The sequence below is a fragment of the Devosia sp. Root685 genome (genome assembly GCF_001427875.1).
In the GTDB taxonomy this organism is placed as follows: Bacteria; Pseudomonadota; Alphaproteobacteria; order Rhizobiales; family Devosiaceae; genus Devosia.
The window spans coordinates 23,448-39,287 of sequence record NZ_LMHK01000003.1 but is presented as its reverse complement, the minus strand read 5'-3'; the positions used below and the strand labels follow the sequence as shown (position 1 = coordinate 39,287).

Genomic DNA, 15,840 nt, shown 5'->3' with positions numbered 1-15,840 from the left:
ACGCGCTTGCCGTACCCCCCTCCCAGCCTCCCCCACAAGGGGGGAGGTGAAAATCAGAGTTTGGCAAAATATCGAGCCACCCACCGGCCAAACACCTCCCCCTTGATGGGGGAGGATGGGAGGGGGTGACTTGGGGAAAACTACTTGCGCAGTTCGCCGCCGGTGGTCTTGGTCACGGCGGCAACGATCGCCGATGACACCTTCTCGATGTCCTCATCGGTCAGCGTACGGTCGCGTGGCTGCAGGGTTACTTCGATGGCTACGGATTTTTTGCCCTCGCCAACGTGTACGCCTTCAAAGACGTCGAAAATGCCGACATCGGTGATGAGGGCCTTGTCCGCACCCTTGGCCGCCCTCAGAATCGTCGCTGCCGCTACGCCCTTGTCCATCACAAAGGCAAAATCGCGGGACACGGGCTGGAACTGGCTGAGTTCGATCGCGGGCTTGGTCTTGGTCGCTTTCTTCCGCGCTTCGGGAAGCGCATCGAGGTCGATTTCGAAGGCCGCAACCGGCCCCGAAATATCAAGCTCTGCCACCAGCGCCGGATGCAGTTCACCAAACCAGCCCAGCGTCACCTTTGGGCCCAGCGCGAAGCGCCCGCCGCGTCCCGGATGGCTCCAGGACGCCGCCTCAGGCAGCACCTGCACTTTTTCAACATCGATCCCGAGCGCATCGAGCACCGCGGCCAGATCGGCCTTGGCATCCCAGACAGTGACCGCCTCGGCCTTGCCCGACCAGTGGCGACCGGCGCCGTCGATCTTTGCCGTGCCGGTGCGCACGCCCGAAGCATAAGTGTGCTGACCTTCGGGCTTGTCGGAGAGGAAAATCTGCCCGACTTCGAACAAAGCCACATCGGCAAAACCGCGATTGGCATTGCGGCGCGCACCAGCCAGCAGACCCGGCAGCAGCGAAGGCCGCATGTCGGTCATGTCCGAGGCAATAGCATTGGCCAGCTGACGATCATCCGTGCCGCCGCCAAACCGCGTGGCCTCATCATGCGAAATGAAGCTCCATGTGACCGCCTCATCCAACCCACGCGACGCCAAAACGCGGCGGGCAATGCGACGACGGTTCTGGATAGCGGTCAGAATACGCGGCGCAACGTGATTGAGGCGCGCCAGCGGCTCCACCGGCACGTTATCGACGCCCACCATGCGCATGACCTCTTCGACGAGATCAGCCTTCTGGGTGACATCGGGGCGCCAGCTCGGCACTTTTACGGTGCGGGTATCGCCCGAACCTTCAGCGACGAAACCGAGTGCTGCGAGGATAGCTTCGATCCTGTCCGAAGATACTTCAAGGCCCGTCAGACGACGCACTTCCCCGAGCGGGAATTCCACCGTGGTATTGGCAAAAACGTCCTCTCCGGAGATCGCCGGCTCCGCCGGTTCGCCGCCGCAGAGTTCGAGCACCAGGCGCGTCGCCAGTTCCATGCCCGGCTCGGTCAGCGCCGGATCGACATTGCGCTCAAGCCGATAGCGCGCATCGGACACGATCCCGGTCTTGCGGCCGGTGCGGGCGATCAGCTCGGGGTCCCAGCTCGCGCATTCCATGAAAATATTGGTGGTTTCGTCGGTCACGCCCGAGCGAATGCCGCCCATAACGCCGCCGAGGCATAGGGGCCCCTTGTCGTCGGCAATGACTGTCATGGTCTCGTCGAGCGTATAGACCTTGTTGTCGAGCGCATCGAAGGCCTCGCCACGCGCATTGCGCAGCACCATTTGGCCCTGCACCTTGTCGGCATCATAGGCGTGGAGCGGACGGCCCCAGCCGAGCGAGACGAGGTTGGTAATGTCCACGATGGTGTTGATCGGCCGCAGGCCGACGGCGCGCAAGCGCGCCTGCAGCCAGTCCGGCGAGGGGCCATTCTTCACATTGGCAATATAGCGCCCGGCAAACTTGCGGATTGCCTTGGGCTCGTCCGAAGAGAACTGCTGCGGCAGCGGCGCAATCGGGCTTTTGCCAACCGAAGGGATGGGCGAGAAATCGGTCTTCTTCAGCGTGCCCAAGCCGAACGCAGCGAGATCGCGCGCCACGCCATAGACGCCGGTCGCGTCGCCACGGTTCGGCGTAATTGAAATGTCGAAAACCACGCCATTGATGCCGGCATAGTCGACATATTTCTGGCCGATCGGCGCATCCGCCGGCAGTTCGATAATGCCATCGTGGTCGTTGCTCAGCTGCAGTTCGGCGGCCGAACACAGCATGCCATTGGAGGGCGCACCGCGAATGACGACGCCGCCCTTGAGTTCAAAATCCTTGCCCGGAATATAGGTACCGGGAAACGCAAAAACGCTCTTCATGCCGGTCCGGGCATTGGGCGCGCCGCAGACGACGTCGATCAGTTCGCCGGTCCCCGCATCGACCTTGCAGATATTGAGATGGTCGGAATTGGGATGGGGCTTTGCTTCCACCACATGGGCAATGACGAACTTTTCGAGTGCCTTGCCCTGGCTTTCAATGCCTTCCACCTCAAGGCCGATCATGGTCAGCGCCTTGCCGATCTCTTCGGTCGAGGCCGTGGTCTCGAGATGTTCCTTGAGCCAATCAAGCGTGAATTTCATGTTTCTGGACCTTAGCGGAAGTCACTCTTGCTGCCGGTGATACCAGGCAGCGCGGACGAAAGTTGAAAGAGTTCGACAAGCACATTGGCAAAGCCCCGCGCGTCGTCGATGGCTTTGTGGGTATGGGCGATATGGCCATAAAATTCGGCCGGCAGCTTGCTCATGCCCCAATCGAGATAGGGCGCGCCGCGCAACGTTCCGGCCATGGTATAGAGGCAAACGCCGCCCCCACGAAAAATCTGGCGGCCCTTGAAGGGACCGCTCAGCGCACGGGTATCGGCATATTCATCGAGATAATGGTCCATCCAAAGACCATCGAAAATCATCGGCGCCGCGACGAAAACTTTTAGGCCGGGCAGGCTATCCACCCAGTCGGCAAAGCGCGGCATGACCACGCTCGCGTCTTCGGCGCCTTCCGTTGCCGCCTTCCACGCCTCGGGCTGGGTCTTCCACCAGTCCATGGTCATGTCGTTCTGCGTGCGGTCGGCGCGCGGTTTCAAGACCGCTTCAAACTCGCCATGCCGCGTGCCGTCAGCTTCGATAGCCACCGAAGCAAAGCTCAGCATGGAATTGTGCAGCGGCGTCGGCCCATCGGATTCGATGTCGGTCACGATGAAGATCGGGCGAGCCACGCGATTATAGAGTTCGCGACCGGCCGGCAGCACGCTCAGGAGCTTGAACGTCTCACATACAATCTGCATGTCCGGCGAAAATCCGCCATTGCGGGCGAAAAAAGCTTCGTGCTCGGCCCGCCATTGCGCATAGGGGCCTTCGCCTTCGCGGTCGGTGAAGCTGGGGTCGATATCGTCGAAGCGCCTGGTTTCGAGCGACAGTGTCTCGATCACACAGGCCTCTTCACCGGCGCCATTGAGCACGATATCGCGCCGCCCAACGGCCGGCATGGCTTCCTTGCCCTCTTCATAATCGCGCAGCGCCCCACAGGTCGCGGTCTTTTTGCCGGCCAGCACCAGCGCAAGCAGGCTATCGGCCAGTTCGGGGGAATCCCCGAAGCTGAACTTTACCTGCGCGCTGTTCGACGTGGTGTCAGACATTGTCTCGACTTGCTCGGTGTCATTCCCGCGAAAGCGGGAATCTCTGTTTGGGCCGTAAGGCGGGATTCCCGCTTTCGCGGGAATGACCGGTGATTGGGTTAGCTCGACAGCCCACCAAACAGCGTCGGCAGATCGAGCGGCCTAAAACCATAGTGCTCTATCCAGCGCTGGTCGGCGTCGAAGAAGGCGCGGAGATCAGGCATGCCATATTTCAGCATGGCGAGGCGGTCGATGCCCATGCCCCAGGCAAAGCCCTGATAGACATCGGGATCGAGCCCGGCATTGCGCAGCACGTTTGGATGCACCATGCCGCAGCCCAAAATTTCGAGCCAATCAGAGCCTTCGCCGATCTTCACTTCCGAACCCGAACGGTCGCACTGCACGTCGACTTCCATCGACGGCTCGGTGAAGGGGAAGAAGCTCGGACGGAAACGCAAAGTGACGCTTGGCACTTCGAAGAAAGCTTTCAGGAATTCTTCGAGCACCCAGCGGAGCTGGCCAATGTGCGAATCCTTGTCGATGACCAGGCCTTCCACTTGGTGGAACATCGGCGTGTGCGTCTGGTCGCTATCGTTGCGATAAGTGCGGCCGGGCATGACGACGCGGATCGGCGGATCCTGCGAGGGGGTCAGGTAGGAGGCCGCCGGCTTTTCGTTGGTTTTCTGCATGACGCGCACCTGCACGGGCGAGGTGTGCGTGCGCAAAACCTTCTTTACGCCGTCCGGGCCGGGCTTCATGAAAAAAGTGTCGTGCATTTCGCGCGCCGGGTGACCCTCGGGGAAATTCAGCGCAGTGAAATTATAGTAGTCGGTCTCGATATCGGGCCCTTCGGCGATGGCAAAACCCATATCCGAAAAGATCGCGGTGATTTCGTCGATGGTCTGGGAAATCGGATGTATCCGCCCCTTGGCGGTCGGCGCCGGCGGTAGCGGCAGGGTCACGTCGAGCGTTTCGGCCTTCAGCCGCGCTTCGAGCGCTGCGCCTTTGAGTTCGGTGCTGCGCGCTTCGATCAGCCCGGCAATGTCGTTCTTGAGACCATTGATCGCGGGGCCCGCGCTCTTGCGGTCTTCTGCGGCCATGGCGCCGAGCGTGCCGAGAAGGGCGGAAACCGAACCCTTTTTACCCAGGGCAGCAACGCGAACCGTGTCGAGCACGGCTTCGCTGTCCGCGCCGGCGATGGCCGCGGTCAGTTCCGAGCGCAGGGTCTCGATTTGATTTTCAAGCGACATTCGGAGCTCTCAGTAGAATTTTCAGGGGCGGTTAGACCAAAACAAAACGCCCCGCGCCAGCCCCTTTCGGGGTGGCGCAAGGCGCAATTTCGACCTCAGCGAGCTGGGGTTAGCTTAGGCGGTAACGCGAGCGTGGGTAACGGTGTCCACGCTGGCGAGATAAGCCAGAGCTGCCTTGGCCTTGACGACCAGGGCGCCGAACGCTTCGGGCTGGGTGATCGCGAGATCGGACAGCACCTTGCGGTCGACGGCAACCTCAGCCTTGCTGAGGCCGTCGATAAATCGGTTATAGGTCAGGCCGTATTCGCGCACGGCAGCGTTGATACGCTGGATCCAGAGAGCGCGGAAGTTGCGCTTCTTGACGCGACGATCGCGATACGCGTACTGGCCGGCCTTTTCGACGGCCTGCTTGGCAATACGGATCGTAGACTTACGACGGCCATAATAGCCCTCGGCGGCCTTCAAGACCTTCTTATGACGGGCGTGGGCTGTTACGCCTCTTTTTACGCGTGACATGTTTTAGTGTCCTTCCAGCTTAGCGGTTGTACGGCATGTACCACTTCACCAGACCCTCGTCGCCCTTGGACAGGATCTTGGTGCCGCGGTTGGTGCGGATGTACTTGGCGTTGTGGCTGATCAGGCGGTGGCGCTTGCCGGCAACGCCGGCCTTCACCTTACCCGAGGCGGTGAAGCTGAAACGCTTCTTGGCGCCGGACTTGGTCTTCATCTTGGGCATTTTGCGGGTCCTTATTGGTCTTAACAGGCTCTTGCGAGCCCATCGCTTTCAAAGACCGCCACGGCATGCCTTTTGGCCGGGCGATCCGGAGATGGCGCTCTATAGGGGGAAAGGGAGGGAAAGGCAAGTGGCCCCGGCGCGGCTCGCCGGATAGGATTGAACCCGGATTTGGATCACACACAAATCAGTGTTCCACCTTACCGAACATTCATGAAACCCGGCGGGGGTCTCAAGCGTAATTCCTGCATGCTCCAAACCGTGGAGCAGCCTTTCTGAAACAGGAGACTATCATGCGTCTTATCAAAGCCATCGCCGTGGCCGCAATCCTTGCCACCTCTGCCGGCGCTGCCATGGCCAGTCCGTTCGATGCCCGTGGGTCGGTGCAGTCGCTCGACAATGCCAATTACGCCACGGTGCTGAAGGTCAATGCGGGTGAAGCCCGGGCGCTGGCCATCAGTTTCGACACTGCCGCCCTGCAGCAGCGCGTCAAGAGCAATCCGGCGCTCGCTCGCACGGTCGCCGATCAGGGTTTTTCCATTGACCAGATCGTTGGCCTCGATGCGAGCCGGGACGGCACCAATGTCACGCTTTATGCGCTCTAGTCTTAGAGCGTCCCCAATGACGGGCGGCCAATCGGCCGCCCTTTTTCTTTGCGCCGCTCAATGCGCGCCGGCCGCCGCTTCGTCATCGCGATAGTGCCGCAAAGCCACGAAGACCCCGACCGTCAGCAGACCAATAAGGCCTGCGGCACTGAGCAGCACCACGCCATGGGCGTCGGAAAAGGCCAGCCGCGCCGCTTCCACCAGCGGCGCACCCGCCTGTCCCAATTGCTCGGCGGCAAACATGGTTTCGCCGATGGAGTGCGCAGCATTTTCGGGCAGGGTTTGCGCCAGTTCCGCCGGAATACGCAGCGCGCCCGAATAGCTCGACGCCAGCAGCACGCCGAAGAAGGTGATGCCGAGCCCGGCCCCCAGTTCATAACCCGTGCCTTCGAGCGAACCGGCAACACCGGCCTTGTCGGCCGGGGCGCTCGACATGATGGCGATCGACGAAGCGGTGAGGCCAATACTCAGCGCCAGACCGAGGGCAACCATAAGCGCCACCACGCCAAGGCCGGGATTATGAAAATCGCTCAAACCGAGCCCGGCAAGGCTGAGCGCTGCAATGCTCAGTGAAGCGACCGCCACCAAACGTAAACCCGCATGACCCACGGCAAAGCCGGCCAGCGGCCCGCCAATGCCCGAGGCAATCACCAGCGGCAGCATGAACAGCCCCGCCTGGAGCGGGGTATAACCGACAACGAACTGCAACTCCTGCGCCACGGTCAGTTCGACCCCGGCGAGCGAGCCGGAGACCACCAGCGCCATCACCATGCCCATGCTGATTGCCGGCCGCGAAAAGAGCGTCAAATCGAGCATGGGGGATACCGCGCGCAACTGCTGGCGCACGAACCAGACGAGAAGACCGATACCGGCCATCAGACTTGCCGCCGTCACCACAGGCGAGTTGCCCGCCTTGAAGCCGGATTTTATCGCATAGACCGTCGCGATCAGCCCCGCGATCAGCACCAGCGCCTGCCCGATGGTCCAACTGCCTTGGGCGCTCGTCTCGCGCCGCGGAATGGTGAAAAAGGCCAGCGGCCAGACCACCAGCATCACCGGCACATTGATGAGAAACACCGAACCCCACCAAAAATGTTCGAGCAGCGCGCCACCGGCCAGCGGGCCCAGCGCCGCGCCGGCCGAACCGACCGTGCCCCAAAGCCCAAGCGCCATCGCGCGCTCCTTGGGGTCGTCAAACGTCTGGCGGATGATGGCCAGCACATTGGGCATGATCATCGAGGCGCCAAAAGCCAGAGCGACGCGGGCGCCGATCAGCATCGCGGCGTTCGGAGCAAAGGCTGCCGCAACCGAGGCGACCAGAAACACCAGCAGCCCAGTAAGCAGCATGCGCCGATGCCCGACGCGGTCGGCGAGCGTGCCCATGGGCACCAGCAGACCCGCCATCATCAGGGGATAGATATCGATGATCCACAAAATTTCGGTGCCACTGGCGCCAAGAGCCAGCGTTAGCGAAGGAACTGCAATATGGAGAATCGTCATGTCGATGACGACGGGCAGGAAAGCCAGCATGACGGCCAGCAGCACCAGCCAGCGATGACGCGGGGAAGACATTTTTATCACCTCGTGGCAGGCATAGACCTATTGCTGCCGGATGGCGGGCTATATAAATCCGTCTGGACGGATTGAAAAGAGGGCATTATGGGCCGGAAACAGACAATTGATCGCGGCGCCCTGCTCGATGCGGCCGAGCGCGTCGTCCTGCGCGACGGGGCCGGCCAATTGACCATGGATGCGGTGGCGGCCGAAGCCGGCGTCAGCAAGGGCGGGGTGCTCTATGCCTTTCCCAGCAAGGACGCCTTGATCGACGCGCTCTTTACAAGGGTCTTTGCCGCCATGGACGCCATTGGCGACGCTTTTCTCGCCACGGCCGGCGATACGCCGGAAAACCGGATCCGGGCCCATGTGCTGGGCAGCCGGGGCTCAAGCGAACTCGTTACTGAACGCTCGCTGGCGCTGATCGCCAATTTCATGCGCTCCCCGCAATATCGCAAAGGCGCGCAGGACTATTATCGCGAGGTTTTGGGCCGCCTCGACCTCTCGACCCCGGCCGGCCGCCGCGCCCGTTTGGCGCTCCTTGCCACAGAAGGCGCATTGATGCTGCGCGGCTTTGATTTCCATCCGATCAGCGAAGAGGACTGGCAGCAAATCCACGCCGACATTTTGGAAATTTTGTTGGGTTAGGTCTAAGCCCGCGCCGCTTTGAGCATGGGTTCGATATGGTCCTCGAACAGCAGTCCCGGCTCGTCGCGCAGCGCCGCGCCATAAGCCGCCTCGGCCGCCAGCGATACCCGCAGGAAGCGCGCGACCCCCGCCCCATCCACAGCCGAAAGCCCATAAAAACCGCTTTCGAGACGGCGCAGGATTTCGGTTTTGCTCGCGATCATCCCCGCCGCCACGTCCTTGCCATTGCTCATCGAGCCATCGCGCTTGATGTAGTCGTGGAGCGGGGTGCCCAGATGCATGGAGAGCGGGGTTTTCCCATAGAGCTGAAGCAGCAGTTCGAGATCGGTCATATTACTCAGCGTGGGATCATAGCGGGCGTCGGTTTTCGTCCGGTCCCAGACCACCATTGAATCCATGGAAAGGCTCACCCATTTGTGCTCGCCCGGGCTCAATTCCCGATCGGGTCCGTCCCCGACATAGCGCAGGTGATCGAAGTCCATGGTCATGACATCGAGCGCCGTCGTCACGATCGCGTGGCTCTGCAATGCCGCCACCGCCAAGTCCAGTTTTTGCGGTTTTAGCCGGTCGTCGGCATCGAGAATGGCAACATAGGGCACAACCAATTGTTCGAGCGCCACGTTTCGCGTCCGCGAGGCCCCAGTGCCGATGCCACCGCTCGACAAAAACACCTGCCGCTCGTCCCGCAGCCCCTGGCCATCGAGAAAGGCCGCATAGTCAGAGCCGTCATCGGCAATGATAAAATGCTGCCAGTCGGCATGGGTCTGGGCGAGCACACTTTGCACGGTCGTGGGGAGCGTATCCTCGGCGCGAAAGGCCGGCGTGATGACGGCGACGGTTTTCGACTGGGTCATGAAAAGCCTCTGATCGCTTCGCGCGGGCCGCCGGCTCAGGCTTGAACAGACGGGCCATAGGACCCATATCTGCCTCAGCCTGTCGATGCCAGAGTTTTGGGTCGATAGGATTCGTTGCTTGCTTGAAACAAGGACGGCGTAGATGTCGCGTATATCGGTCTTTTCCGCGCCCTTTCTCCTCGGCTTTGACAGCTTTGAGGAAAGGGTCGATCGGCTCGCCCGGTCTGCGGACGGCTACCCTCCTTACAATATCGAGCGCACCGTCGATCAAGACGGGGCGGAACGCTTCACCATCTCCATCGCGGTTGCCGGATTTTCCGACGCCGAGCTCGAGGTGATGAGTGAAGACAACCAGCTCAATGTTCGCGGAAAGCAGAAGGATGAGCCGGGGCGGGAGTTCCTGCACCGGGGCATTGCTGCACGGCAATTCCAGCGCACTTTCCTTCTTGCCGATGGAATGATCGTGAAAGATGCAACTTTGAGCCATGGCATGCTCGTTATTGCTCTTGAGCGTCCTCGCGCGCCCAAGCTTGCCCGCCGTATCGACATTCGCTCGCTGTAAAGGAAAGGGCCAAAAAATGATGGATAGACGCAATACCGACGCCGTTCCTGCCGATGTGCACCCGCTTCGAGACCTGACCGAAGCTCAGTTCGCCGCCCTGGGCGGCAGTGCCGTGGCCTATATCAAGCCGGTTTCCGGCCTCGTTCTGTCGAGCATGATCGAGGACGCAGAATTCAACGATGGCGAGCTTTATCAGCTCGTCATGTCCGCCGACGGCACCCCGCTGATGGTGGCCGACACCGCCGATGCCGTCACCGAATGGCTCGGCGACAAGAATCTGGGCCTTGCGACGCTGCACTAAGCGCCGAGACAGTCCAAAGAAAAACCCCGCGGACCGGTCTGGTCCGCGGGGTTTTCAATTTCAGTCACTCCACGCGCCTCAGGCGGCGCAGGAATCCTCAAGCGGCGTCGTCAGCAGGGCATAGAGCCGCTTGACGTCGGTTTCCCGCCGCAGCTGATCGATGACGCTTTCCGTGCGCAGAAGCCGCGCAACCCGCGACAGGGCCTTCAAATGATCGGCACCGGCGCCGACAGGCGCGAGCAGCATGATCACGACATCGACCGGCTGGTCATCGACCGCGTCGAAGTCGATCGGCGTATCGAGCCGTGCGAACACGGCGGTTACGTCCTTGAGACCATTGAGCTTCCCATGGGGAATGGCGATGCCATTGCCGAGACCGGTCGACCCCAATTCCTCGCGGCCAGCAATGGCCGCAAGGATATCGTTCTGGTCCTTGCCGGTGATCTCGGAAGCCTTTTTGGACAAGATGTCAAACAGCTGGCGCTTCGAGGTGACACCCGTACAGTCAAGTACGGCATCCTCTGCCAGAATGTCAGCCAATTCCATTAGTCTGCCTTGGGCTCTACTTCAGCTTTGCTACGGCAGTCGGGGCTCTCAATTTGCTCCGAGCGCTGGATCGATCCAGCCTATATTGCCGTCCGCGCGGCGGTAGACCACATTCAGGCCGCCATGTCCAGCGTGGCGGAACATCACAACATTCTGACCGGAATAGTCGAGCTCCATCACCGCCTCCTCGACGCTCATCTGCCGCAGGTTCTTGGTGGTCTCGGCGACGACGGGCGGCGCATAGTCCTCATCGAGCTCGTCAAAGGCGTCGGAGGCGCCGAACACGGTATATTGCGCCGTCACATCCTCCTCGCCGGCACCATTGCCACGGCGGTGCTGCTTGAGCTTGCGATTGTACCGGCGCAGGCGCTTTTCGATATTGAGCGCCATCACTTCGTAAGCCGAGGTCGCATCGCCCCCCTGGGCGCTGGCCTGCAGCACGGCGCCGGAATCGAGGTGGACAACGCAGTCGGCACGGAAACCGATTCCGTCTGGAGTGAGGGTCAGATGGCCGTCATAGCCGCCGTCGAAATACTTTCCGACAACAGTGGAAAAGTGATCCTCTGCTTTACCGCGCAGAGCATCGCCGACATCCATATTCTTTCCCGAAACGCGCAAGGCCATGGCTTCTTCTTCCTTTCGGTCGTGTGTACGACGCAAGAGGTCCCGAAGCCGATTTCCCGACATCCGGGTTCCTGCCTACTGTCACCCTTTTAATGTGGGGTGGCAGACATGAGGATGCTAGACCCAGCCGGGGGCAGGGGCAATCCGCATCATGCCCGGTATGGCCAAATGAGGGGATGACAGGGGAGGGCCGCTCAATTAGCCTTCCCACCGACAACCGAGCCATCCGGGACAAGAGGCCAACGCCCGCGCCCCGCTCTGGGGTTCCACAATCCCCAGGCGAACGAGACGATTTGACGCGAGGGTCAGGCGATCTTTTGCAGCGCTTTTTTCTGGCGGCGGCGGATCACCGAGGAGGGGATGTTCATGCCCTCGCGATATTTGGCCACCGTGCGCCGCGCGACGTCGATGCCCTGCTCCTTGCGCAGCATTTCAGCGATCGTGTCGTCCGAGAGAATATCGCTCGCCAATTCCGCATCGATAAGCTGCTTGATCCGGTGCCGCACCGCCTCCGCCGAGTGATCGCTGCCGCCATCGGACGACGAGATGGCGGTCGTAAAAAAGTATTTCATCTCGTAGAGGCCGCGCGGCGTCGCCATATATTTGTTGGCGGTGACGCGGCTGACGGTGGATTCATGCATTTCGATTTCTTCGGCGACCATTTTGAGCGTCATTGGCTTTAAATGCGCGACACCATGGGTCAGAAAACCGTCCTGCTGGCGCACGATTTCGGCTGATACCTTGGTAATGGTCTGGGCCCGCTGATCCAGGCTCTTGGTCAGCCAATTGGCCGTCTGCAGGCAATCGGACAGAAAGGTCTTTTCCGCACTATCGCGCGCCTTCTTGGTGACGCTTGCATAGTAGACGCGATTGACCAGCACGCGCGGCAGGGTCTCGGTATTAAGCTCGATCTGCCATCCGCCATCGGGCCCGGAACGCACGAAAACATCGGGCACCACCGCTTCGATCGGGGCACTATCAAAGGCCAGGCCCGGCCGTGGATCGAGCAGCCGCAATTCGCCCAGCATGTCGGCGAGATCTTCGCGATCGCAGCCGACGGCCTTGATCAGCGCCGCCATATTGTGCTCGGCGAGGAGGCCGAGATTATCGAGCAGGCGCTGCATCATCGGATCGAGCCGGTCGCGCTCGGCCAATTGCAGCGCCATGCATTCAGCCACCGAGCGGGCAAAGACGCCGATGGGATCGCAGGTCTGCAGCGCGCCAAGCACGGCCTCGACATCGCCCAGCTCGGCGCCGAGCAGTTCAGCCACCGCGTCGAGTTCGACGGTGAGATAGCCGGCCTCATTAAGACCATCGATCAGATGCTGGCCGATCAGCCGGTCGGCCTGAGTGCGCAGCAGCATCTGCGCCTGCGCTTCGAGGTGGTCGGAGAGGCGCGGGCGCGAGGCTATATACTGGTCGAGATCGGGCGCTTCGCCGCCCTCAAAACTGCCATTGCGGTCGGGGCCGGTGACACTGCCCATCTCGTTGGGATTGGATTCGGGGAAAACGTTCTCGACCGCGGTGTCGTAGCCCTCCGCGATCTGATCGGCATCCTTGATGCGGTCCCCCTGGGCAACCGTGTCCTCATAGGCGCTAAGCTCGGCCACGCGCTCCTGGGTTTCGCTGGGTTCGGCATCGCCCGCTTCGCCGCCCTCTTCGCGTTCGAGCAGCGGATTGCGCAGCAGTTCGGCGTCGACGAAATCATTGAGTTCGAGATGGCTCAATTGCAGCAGTTTGATCGACTGCATGAGCTGCGGCGTCAGCGTCAGGCTTTGGGCCTGGCGAAACTCCAGCCGCGGCGAAAGTGCCATCTATTCAACCTCTTGGCGCGTCACTCATGCCCCGAAGGGCGGCTTCCCGCGCGCAACATGGCGCACTTTGCGCCGAAGGGCAAGCGCCAGGGCAAGTTCCGTGCCAGTTGCGTACAAGGACCGGTCGCCATTCAGCTCAGGCTGAGACGAAAATGGCGGTTTTCGAGAACCGGAGCGCAGCGTACGTTTGGGTACGTGAGCACCGGAAGCGCAGAAAACTGCCATTTGCAGGCCAGCATCAGCTGAAGGGCGGCTGGTCCTAAAGTTCGAAGCTCTCGCCGAGGTAGACGCGCCGCGCTTCGGGGCTGGCCGAAATGGTTTCGGGCTTGCCCTGGATCATCACCGAACCGCCATGGATGACATAGGCGCGATCGACGAGCCCGAGCGTCTCGCGCACGGCGTGGTCGGTGATAAGCACGCCAATGCCGCGCTGGGTCAATTGCCGCACGAGGCCCTTCACTTCGGCCACCGCAATGGGATCGACGCCGGCAAAAGGCTCGTCGAGCAGCATGAAGATCGGCTCGGCCGCCAGCGCCCGCGCAATCTCGACGCGCCGCCGCTCGCCGCCCGAAAGCGAGAGCGCATTGGCCTTGGCGAGATGGGCGATGGAAAACTCGTCCAATAATTGTTTTAACCGCCGTTTGCGCTCGGCCCGGCCGCGCACGGTGTTTTCCAAAATCGCTAGAATATTGCCTTCGACGCTCATGCCGCGAAAAATCGAAGGTTCCTGCGGCAGATAGCCGATGCCGAGCTGGCCGCGCTGGAACAGGGGCAGTTTTGTTATGTCATTGCCATCGAGCTGGATTTTTCCGGCATCGGGCCGCACCAGCCCCATGATCATGGTAAAAACAGTGGTCTTGCCGGCCCCATTGGGCCCGAGAAGGCCGACCGCCTCGCCCCGCTTCACAGCCAGGGATACGTCGCGCACGACGGTGCGCTTGCCAAAACTTTTGGCCAGGCCCTGGGCGACGAGCCAGCCCGATTGGTCTATGCGCGTTTTCTCATTCATTGGGTGGTGAAGACGCCGGTTACGCGTCCGCCCTGGCCGGCACTGAAGGTCGAGACATTGGTCGCCAGATTAACCACCAGTTCCTCGGCATTGACGTTCCCGGCCGCATTGCTGACCTTCACATTCCCGGTCAGGCGCAGCAATTGATCGGCCGGCGTGAATACGGCGCGATCCCCGGTTGCCGTCTGCTCGTCGGTTTCGAGCTTTACATTGCCGGTCGCCTCGAAACTCTTGATGTCGCTGGTGCCGCCCTCGCCATAGGTGGCGATGACCTTTTCGGCCCAGACATTGACCGTCGGATGCTTGATCACGACATTGCCGACGAATACTGCCTCTTTGGTACCCTCCTCGATGGTGAAGGTATCGGCGGAGATTTGCACGGCGGTCTGTGCCAATGCCGGCGCTGCGAGAACAGTCGCGAAAACAGCGATCAAAGCAAAGCGCGCGAAATTCATTCCTGCTCTTCCCCGGGGGTTTCGGGCAGCGTGACGATGGCCTTGGTAAAAGTCCAGCGATTACGATCGGCCTCGTGCACCAGGCCCTCGGCGCGCACGGTGGAGCCGTCCGAATAATTGATGGTCACCGGGCCCCTGGCGGTCAGGGTCTGGCTCGCCCAATCGAAAATGGAATCATTGATGTGACCCGAAATGCCGCTCGATTCGCTGATTTCGGTGCGATGCGCGACGCGCACCTGCTGGGTGACCGTATCGAGCACGGCGTCCTCGGCCGAGGCTTCGCGCCGCACGCCATCGGCGCGTTCGAGCATCACCCGCACATTGGTCATGGTAATGAGATCGGTATTGGCGATGGCCGCCGCCGCCTCCTCGGCCCAGACGCGATAGGTTGAACCATCGCTCAGCGTGCCGGCATATTCGGGCGTTTCGACCCTGATCCGGTCGGGGGTCACCTCGATCTTGCCGATGCCATAACGCCCACCAAAGCTCGAAATGGTGATCTGAATGATCAGGGCTAGGAACAGCACCAGCCCCGCTGCGGGCACGGCAAAGCGCAACACCCCCACTACGCGATTGCGGCGCAGGAGGCGTCTATATTGGCGAGACCGGCCGGGCTGATCGGCAAAGGCCAAGGGCTGTTCCTCAGCTATGGGCGAAAATATCCGTCTCTTCCCAACCCAGGAGATCGAGGGCGCAACGGGTTTTGACGAAATCAAAGCACGATTGCGCCAGTTCCATGCGGTTTTCGCGCTTGAGCATGCGATCGAGATGGCGCTTGAGGTCGTGGAGATAAAGCACGTCGGATGCGGCATAGTCGAGCTGGGCGTCGCTCAGCTTCTCATTGCCCCAGTCCGAGCTCTGCTGTTGCTTGGAGAGATCGACATTGAGCAATTCGCGCGCCAGTTCCTTGAGGCCATGGCGATCGGTATAGGTGCGCACGAGGCGCGAGGCGATCTTGGTGCAGTAGATCGGCCCGGTCACGACCCCAAAGCGCTGCTGCAGCACGGCGACGTCAAAACGCGCATAGTGGAAGATCTTGGTGACGCCGGGATCGGTCAGAAGTTTCACGAGATTGGGCGCGTCCGTCAGATCCTGCGGGATCTGGATGACATCGGCGCTGCCGTCGCCAGGGGAAAGCTGCACCACGCAAAGCCGGTCGCGATGGGGGTGAAGCCCCATGGTTTCAGTGTCGATCGCCACCTCACGGCCGTAGTTGGAGAGGTTGGGCAGATCGCCGCGATGCACTCTGATGGCCATGGTTTTTCCATTCTTCCCTTTTGCTTTCATTGG

Annotated in this window: 18 protein-coding genes; 4 read left to right on the top strand and 14 right to left on the bottom strand. The window is 61.2% G+C overall.

Annotated elements, in window-relative coordinates; translation table 11 throughout:
* Nucleotides 1-140 precede the first annotated feature (140 nt).
* The 5 genes from pheT to rpmI form a co-directional block, all read right to left on the bottom strand.
* Nucleotides 141-2,564 (bottom strand): phenylalanine--tRNA ligase subunit beta, encoded by a 2,424-nt coding sequence (pheT, locus tag ASD83_RS15385; protein ID WP_056312570.1) that lies wholly within the window; start codon nucleotides 2,562-2,564, stop codon nucleotides 141-143.
* An 11-nt stretch (nucleotides 2,565-2,575) separates the two neighbouring features.
* Entirely contained in the window at nucleotides 2,576-3,616 is a 1,041-nt protein-coding gene (locus ASD83_RS21505) for an ASCH domain-containing protein (RefSeq protein WP_082561262.1), read from the bottom strand.
* Between the two features lie 98 nt (nucleotides 3,617-3,714).
* Entirely contained in the window at nucleotides 3,715-4,845 is a 1,131-nt protein-coding gene (gene pheS, locus ASD83_RS15375; protein WP_056312568.1) for a phenylalanine--tRNA ligase subunit alpha, read from the bottom strand.
* A 114-nt stretch (nucleotides 4,846-4,959) separates the two neighbouring features.
* Nucleotides 4,960-5,361 carry a 50S ribosomal protein L20 gene (gene rplT, locus ASD83_RS15370; protein ID WP_056312566.1) on the bottom strand — a complete coding sequence of 134 codons (402 nt, stop codon included), beginning with the start codon at nucleotides 5,359-5,361 and terminating at the stop codon, nucleotides 4,960-4,962.
* Nucleotides 5,362-5,380: 19 nt separating this feature from the next.
* On the bottom strand, nucleotides 5,381-5,581 hold the full coding sequence (gene rpmI, locus ASD83_RS15365; protein WP_035084480.1) for a 50S ribosomal protein L35: 201 nt from the start codon (nucleotides 5,579-5,581) through the stop codon (nucleotides 5,381-5,383).
* 290 nt (nucleotides 5,582-5,871) lie between these two features.
* Here rpmI and ASD83_RS15360 point away from each other — a divergent pair, with 290 nt between their 5' ends.
* Nucleotides 5,872-6,183, top strand: coding sequence for a hypothetical protein (locus tag ASD83_RS15360; protein WP_056312564.1), 312 nt, complete (start codon nucleotides 5,872-5,874; stop codon nucleotides 6,181-6,183).
* Nucleotides 6,184-6,240: 57 nt separating this feature from the next.
* On the opposite strand, the gene ASD83_RS15355 is transcribed toward ASD83_RS15360, so the two are convergent.
* A complete protein-coding gene (locus tag ASD83_RS15355; RefSeq protein ID WP_056312561.1) occupies nucleotides 6,241-7,755 on the bottom strand; it encodes an MFS transporter in 1,515 nt (504 codons plus the stop codon).
* 87 nt (nucleotides 7,756-7,842) lie between these two features.
* Here ASD83_RS15355 and ASD83_RS15350 point away from each other — a divergent pair, with 87 nt between their 5' ends.
* Nucleotides 7,843-8,385 (top strand): TetR/AcrR family transcriptional regulator, encoded by a 543-nt coding sequence (locus tag ASD83_RS15350; protein WP_056312558.1) that lies wholly within the window; start codon nucleotides 7,843-7,845, stop codon nucleotides 8,383-8,385.
* A 2-nt stretch (nucleotides 8,386-8,387) separates the two neighbouring features.
* Here the strand turns inward: ASD83_RS15350 and ASD83_RS15345 are convergent, their stop codons facing one another.
* Nucleotides 8,388-9,239, bottom strand: coding sequence for a glycosyltransferase family A protein (locus tag ASD83_RS15345; RefSeq protein ID WP_056312556.1), 852 nt, complete (start codon nucleotides 9,237-9,239; stop codon nucleotides 8,388-8,390).
* Nucleotides 9,240-9,381: 142 nt separating this feature from the next.
* Between ASD83_RS15345 and ASD83_RS15340 the strand changes: the two genes are divergently transcribed.
* Nucleotides 9,382-9,801, top strand: a complete 420-nt coding sequence (locus tag ASD83_RS15340; RefSeq protein ID WP_056312554.1) for an Hsp20 family protein — start codon at nucleotides 9,382-9,384, stop codon at nucleotides 9,799-9,801.
* Between the two features lie 16 nt (nucleotides 9,802-9,817).
* On the top strand, nucleotides 9,818-10,102 hold the full coding sequence (locus tag ASD83_RS15335; protein WP_162249180.1) for a DUF1150 family protein: 285 nt from the start codon (nucleotides 9,818-9,820) through the stop codon (nucleotides 10,100-10,102).
* A gap of 78 nt (nucleotides 10,103-10,180) precedes the next feature.
* Here the strand turns inward: ASD83_RS15335 and ASD83_RS15330 are convergent, their stop codons facing one another.
* The 7 genes from ASD83_RS15330 to ASD83_RS15300 all read right to left on the bottom strand — a co-directional run bounded on the left by ASD83_RS15330 (nucleotide 10,181) and on the right by ASD83_RS15300 (nucleotide 15,807).
* Complete coding sequence (locus tag ASD83_RS15330) at nucleotides 10,181-10,648, bottom strand: PTS sugar transporter subunit IIA (RefSeq protein ID WP_056312550.1); 468 nt, start codon at nucleotides 10,646-10,648, stop codon at nucleotides 10,181-10,183.
* Nucleotides 10,649-10,696: 48 nt separating this feature from the next.
* Nucleotides 10,697-11,272, bottom strand: coding sequence for a ribosome hibernation-promoting factor, HPF/YfiA family (gene hpf / locus ASD83_RS15325; protein ID WP_056312549.1), 576 nt, complete (start codon nucleotides 11,270-11,272; stop codon nucleotides 10,697-10,699).
* A 305-nt stretch (nucleotides 11,273-11,577) separates the two neighbouring features.
* Nucleotides 11,578-13,086, bottom strand: coding sequence for an RNA polymerase factor sigma-54 (gene rpoN / locus ASD83_RS15320; RefSeq protein WP_056312547.1), 1,509 nt, complete (start codon nucleotides 13,084-13,086; stop codon nucleotides 11,578-11,580).
* 259 nt (nucleotides 13,087-13,345) lie between these two features.
* Nucleotides 13,346-14,095: an LPS export ABC transporter ATP-binding protein gene (gene lptB / locus ASD83_RS15315; RefSeq protein WP_056312545.1), complete on the bottom strand. Its 750-nt coding sequence runs from the start codon at nucleotides 14,093-14,095 to the stop codon at nucleotides 13,346-13,348.
* Nucleotides 14,092-14,550 carry an LptA/OstA family protein gene (locus tag ASD83_RS15310; RefSeq protein WP_056312542.1) on the bottom strand — a complete coding sequence of 153 codons (459 nt, stop codon included), beginning with the start codon at nucleotides 14,548-14,550 and terminating at the stop codon, nucleotides 14,092-14,094. The genes lptB and ASD83_RS15310 overlap by 4 nt, the downstream gene beginning before the upstream one ends.
* On the bottom strand, nucleotides 14,547-15,182 hold the full coding sequence (locus ASD83_RS15305) for a hypothetical protein (RefSeq protein WP_056312541.1): 636 nt from the start codon (nucleotides 15,180-15,182) through the stop codon (nucleotides 14,547-14,549). The genes ASD83_RS15310 and ASD83_RS15305 overlap by 4 nt, the downstream gene beginning before the upstream one ends.
* Nucleotides 15,183-15,192: 10 nt before the next feature.
* Nucleotides 15,193-15,807: a ribonuclease D gene (locus ASD83_RS15300; RefSeq protein WP_056313279.1), complete on the bottom strand. Its 615-nt coding sequence runs from the start codon at nucleotides 15,805-15,807 to the stop codon at nucleotides 15,193-15,195.
* Nucleotides 15,808-15,840: the final 33 nt, after the last annotated feature.

Coding starts and splice junctions, on each gene's coding strand:
- rpoN (WP_056312547.1), bottom strand. CDS start 13,086: ATGGCACTTTCGCCGCGGCTGGAGTTTCGCCAGGCCCAAAGCCTGACG.
- hpf (WP_056312549.1), bottom strand. CDS start 11,272: ATGGCCTTGCGCGTTTCGGGAAAGAATATGGATGTCGGCGATGCTCTG.
- ASD83_RS15340 (WP_056312554.1), top strand. CDS start 9,382: ATGTCGCGTATATCGGTCTTTTCCGCGCCCTTTCTCCTCGGCTTTGAC.
- lptB (WP_056312545.1), bottom strand. CDS start 14,095: ATGAATGAGAAAACGCGCATAGACCAATCGGGCTGGCTCGTCGCCCAG.
- ASD83_RS15350 (WP_056312558.1), top strand. CDS start 7,843: ATGGGCCGGAAACAGACAATTGATCGCGGCGCCCTGCTCGATGCGGCC.
- ASD83_RS15300 (WP_056313279.1), bottom strand. CDS start 15,807: ATGGCCATCAGAGTGCATCGCGGCGATCTGCCCAACCTCTCCAACTAC.
- ASD83_RS15310 (WP_056312542.1), bottom strand. CDS start 14,550: ATGAATTTCGCGCGCTTTGCTTTGATCGCTGTTTTCGCGACTGTTCTC.
- ASD83_RS15330 (WP_056312550.1), bottom strand. CDS start 10,648: ATGGAATTGGCTGACATTCTGGCAGAGGATGCCGTACTTGACTGTACG.
- ASD83_RS15335 (WP_162249180.1), top strand. CDS start 9,818: ATGATGGATAGACGCAATACCGACGCCGTTCCTGCCGATGTGCACCCG.
- rpmI (WP_035084480.1), bottom strand. CDS start 5,581: ATGCCCAAGATGAAGACCAAGTCCGGCGCCAAGAAGCGTTTCAGCTTC.
- pheT (WP_056312570.1), bottom strand. CDS start 2,564: ATGAAATTCACGCTTGATTGGCTCAAGGAACATCTCGAGACCACGGCC.
- ASD83_RS15360 (WP_056312564.1), top strand. CDS start 5,872: ATGCGTCTTATCAAAGCCATCGCCGTGGCCGCAATCCTTGCCACCTCT.
- rplT (WP_056312566.1), bottom strand. CDS start 5,361: ATGTCACGCGTAAAAAGAGGCGTAACAGCCCACGCCCGTCATAAGAAG.
- ASD83_RS21505 (WP_082561262.1), bottom strand. CDS start 3,616: ATGTCTGACACCACGTCGAACAGCGCGCAGGTAAAGTTCAGCTTCGGG.
- ASD83_RS15355 (WP_056312561.1), bottom strand. CDS start 7,755: ATGTCTTCCCCGCGTCATCGCTGGCTGGTGCTGCTGGCCGTCATGCTG.
- ASD83_RS15345 (WP_056312556.1), bottom strand. CDS start 9,239: ATGACCCAGTCGAAAACCGTCGCCGTCATCACGCCGGCCTTTCGCGCC.
- pheS (WP_056312568.1), bottom strand. CDS start 4,845: ATGTCGCTTGAAAATCAAATCGAGACCCTGCGCTCGGAACTGACCGCG.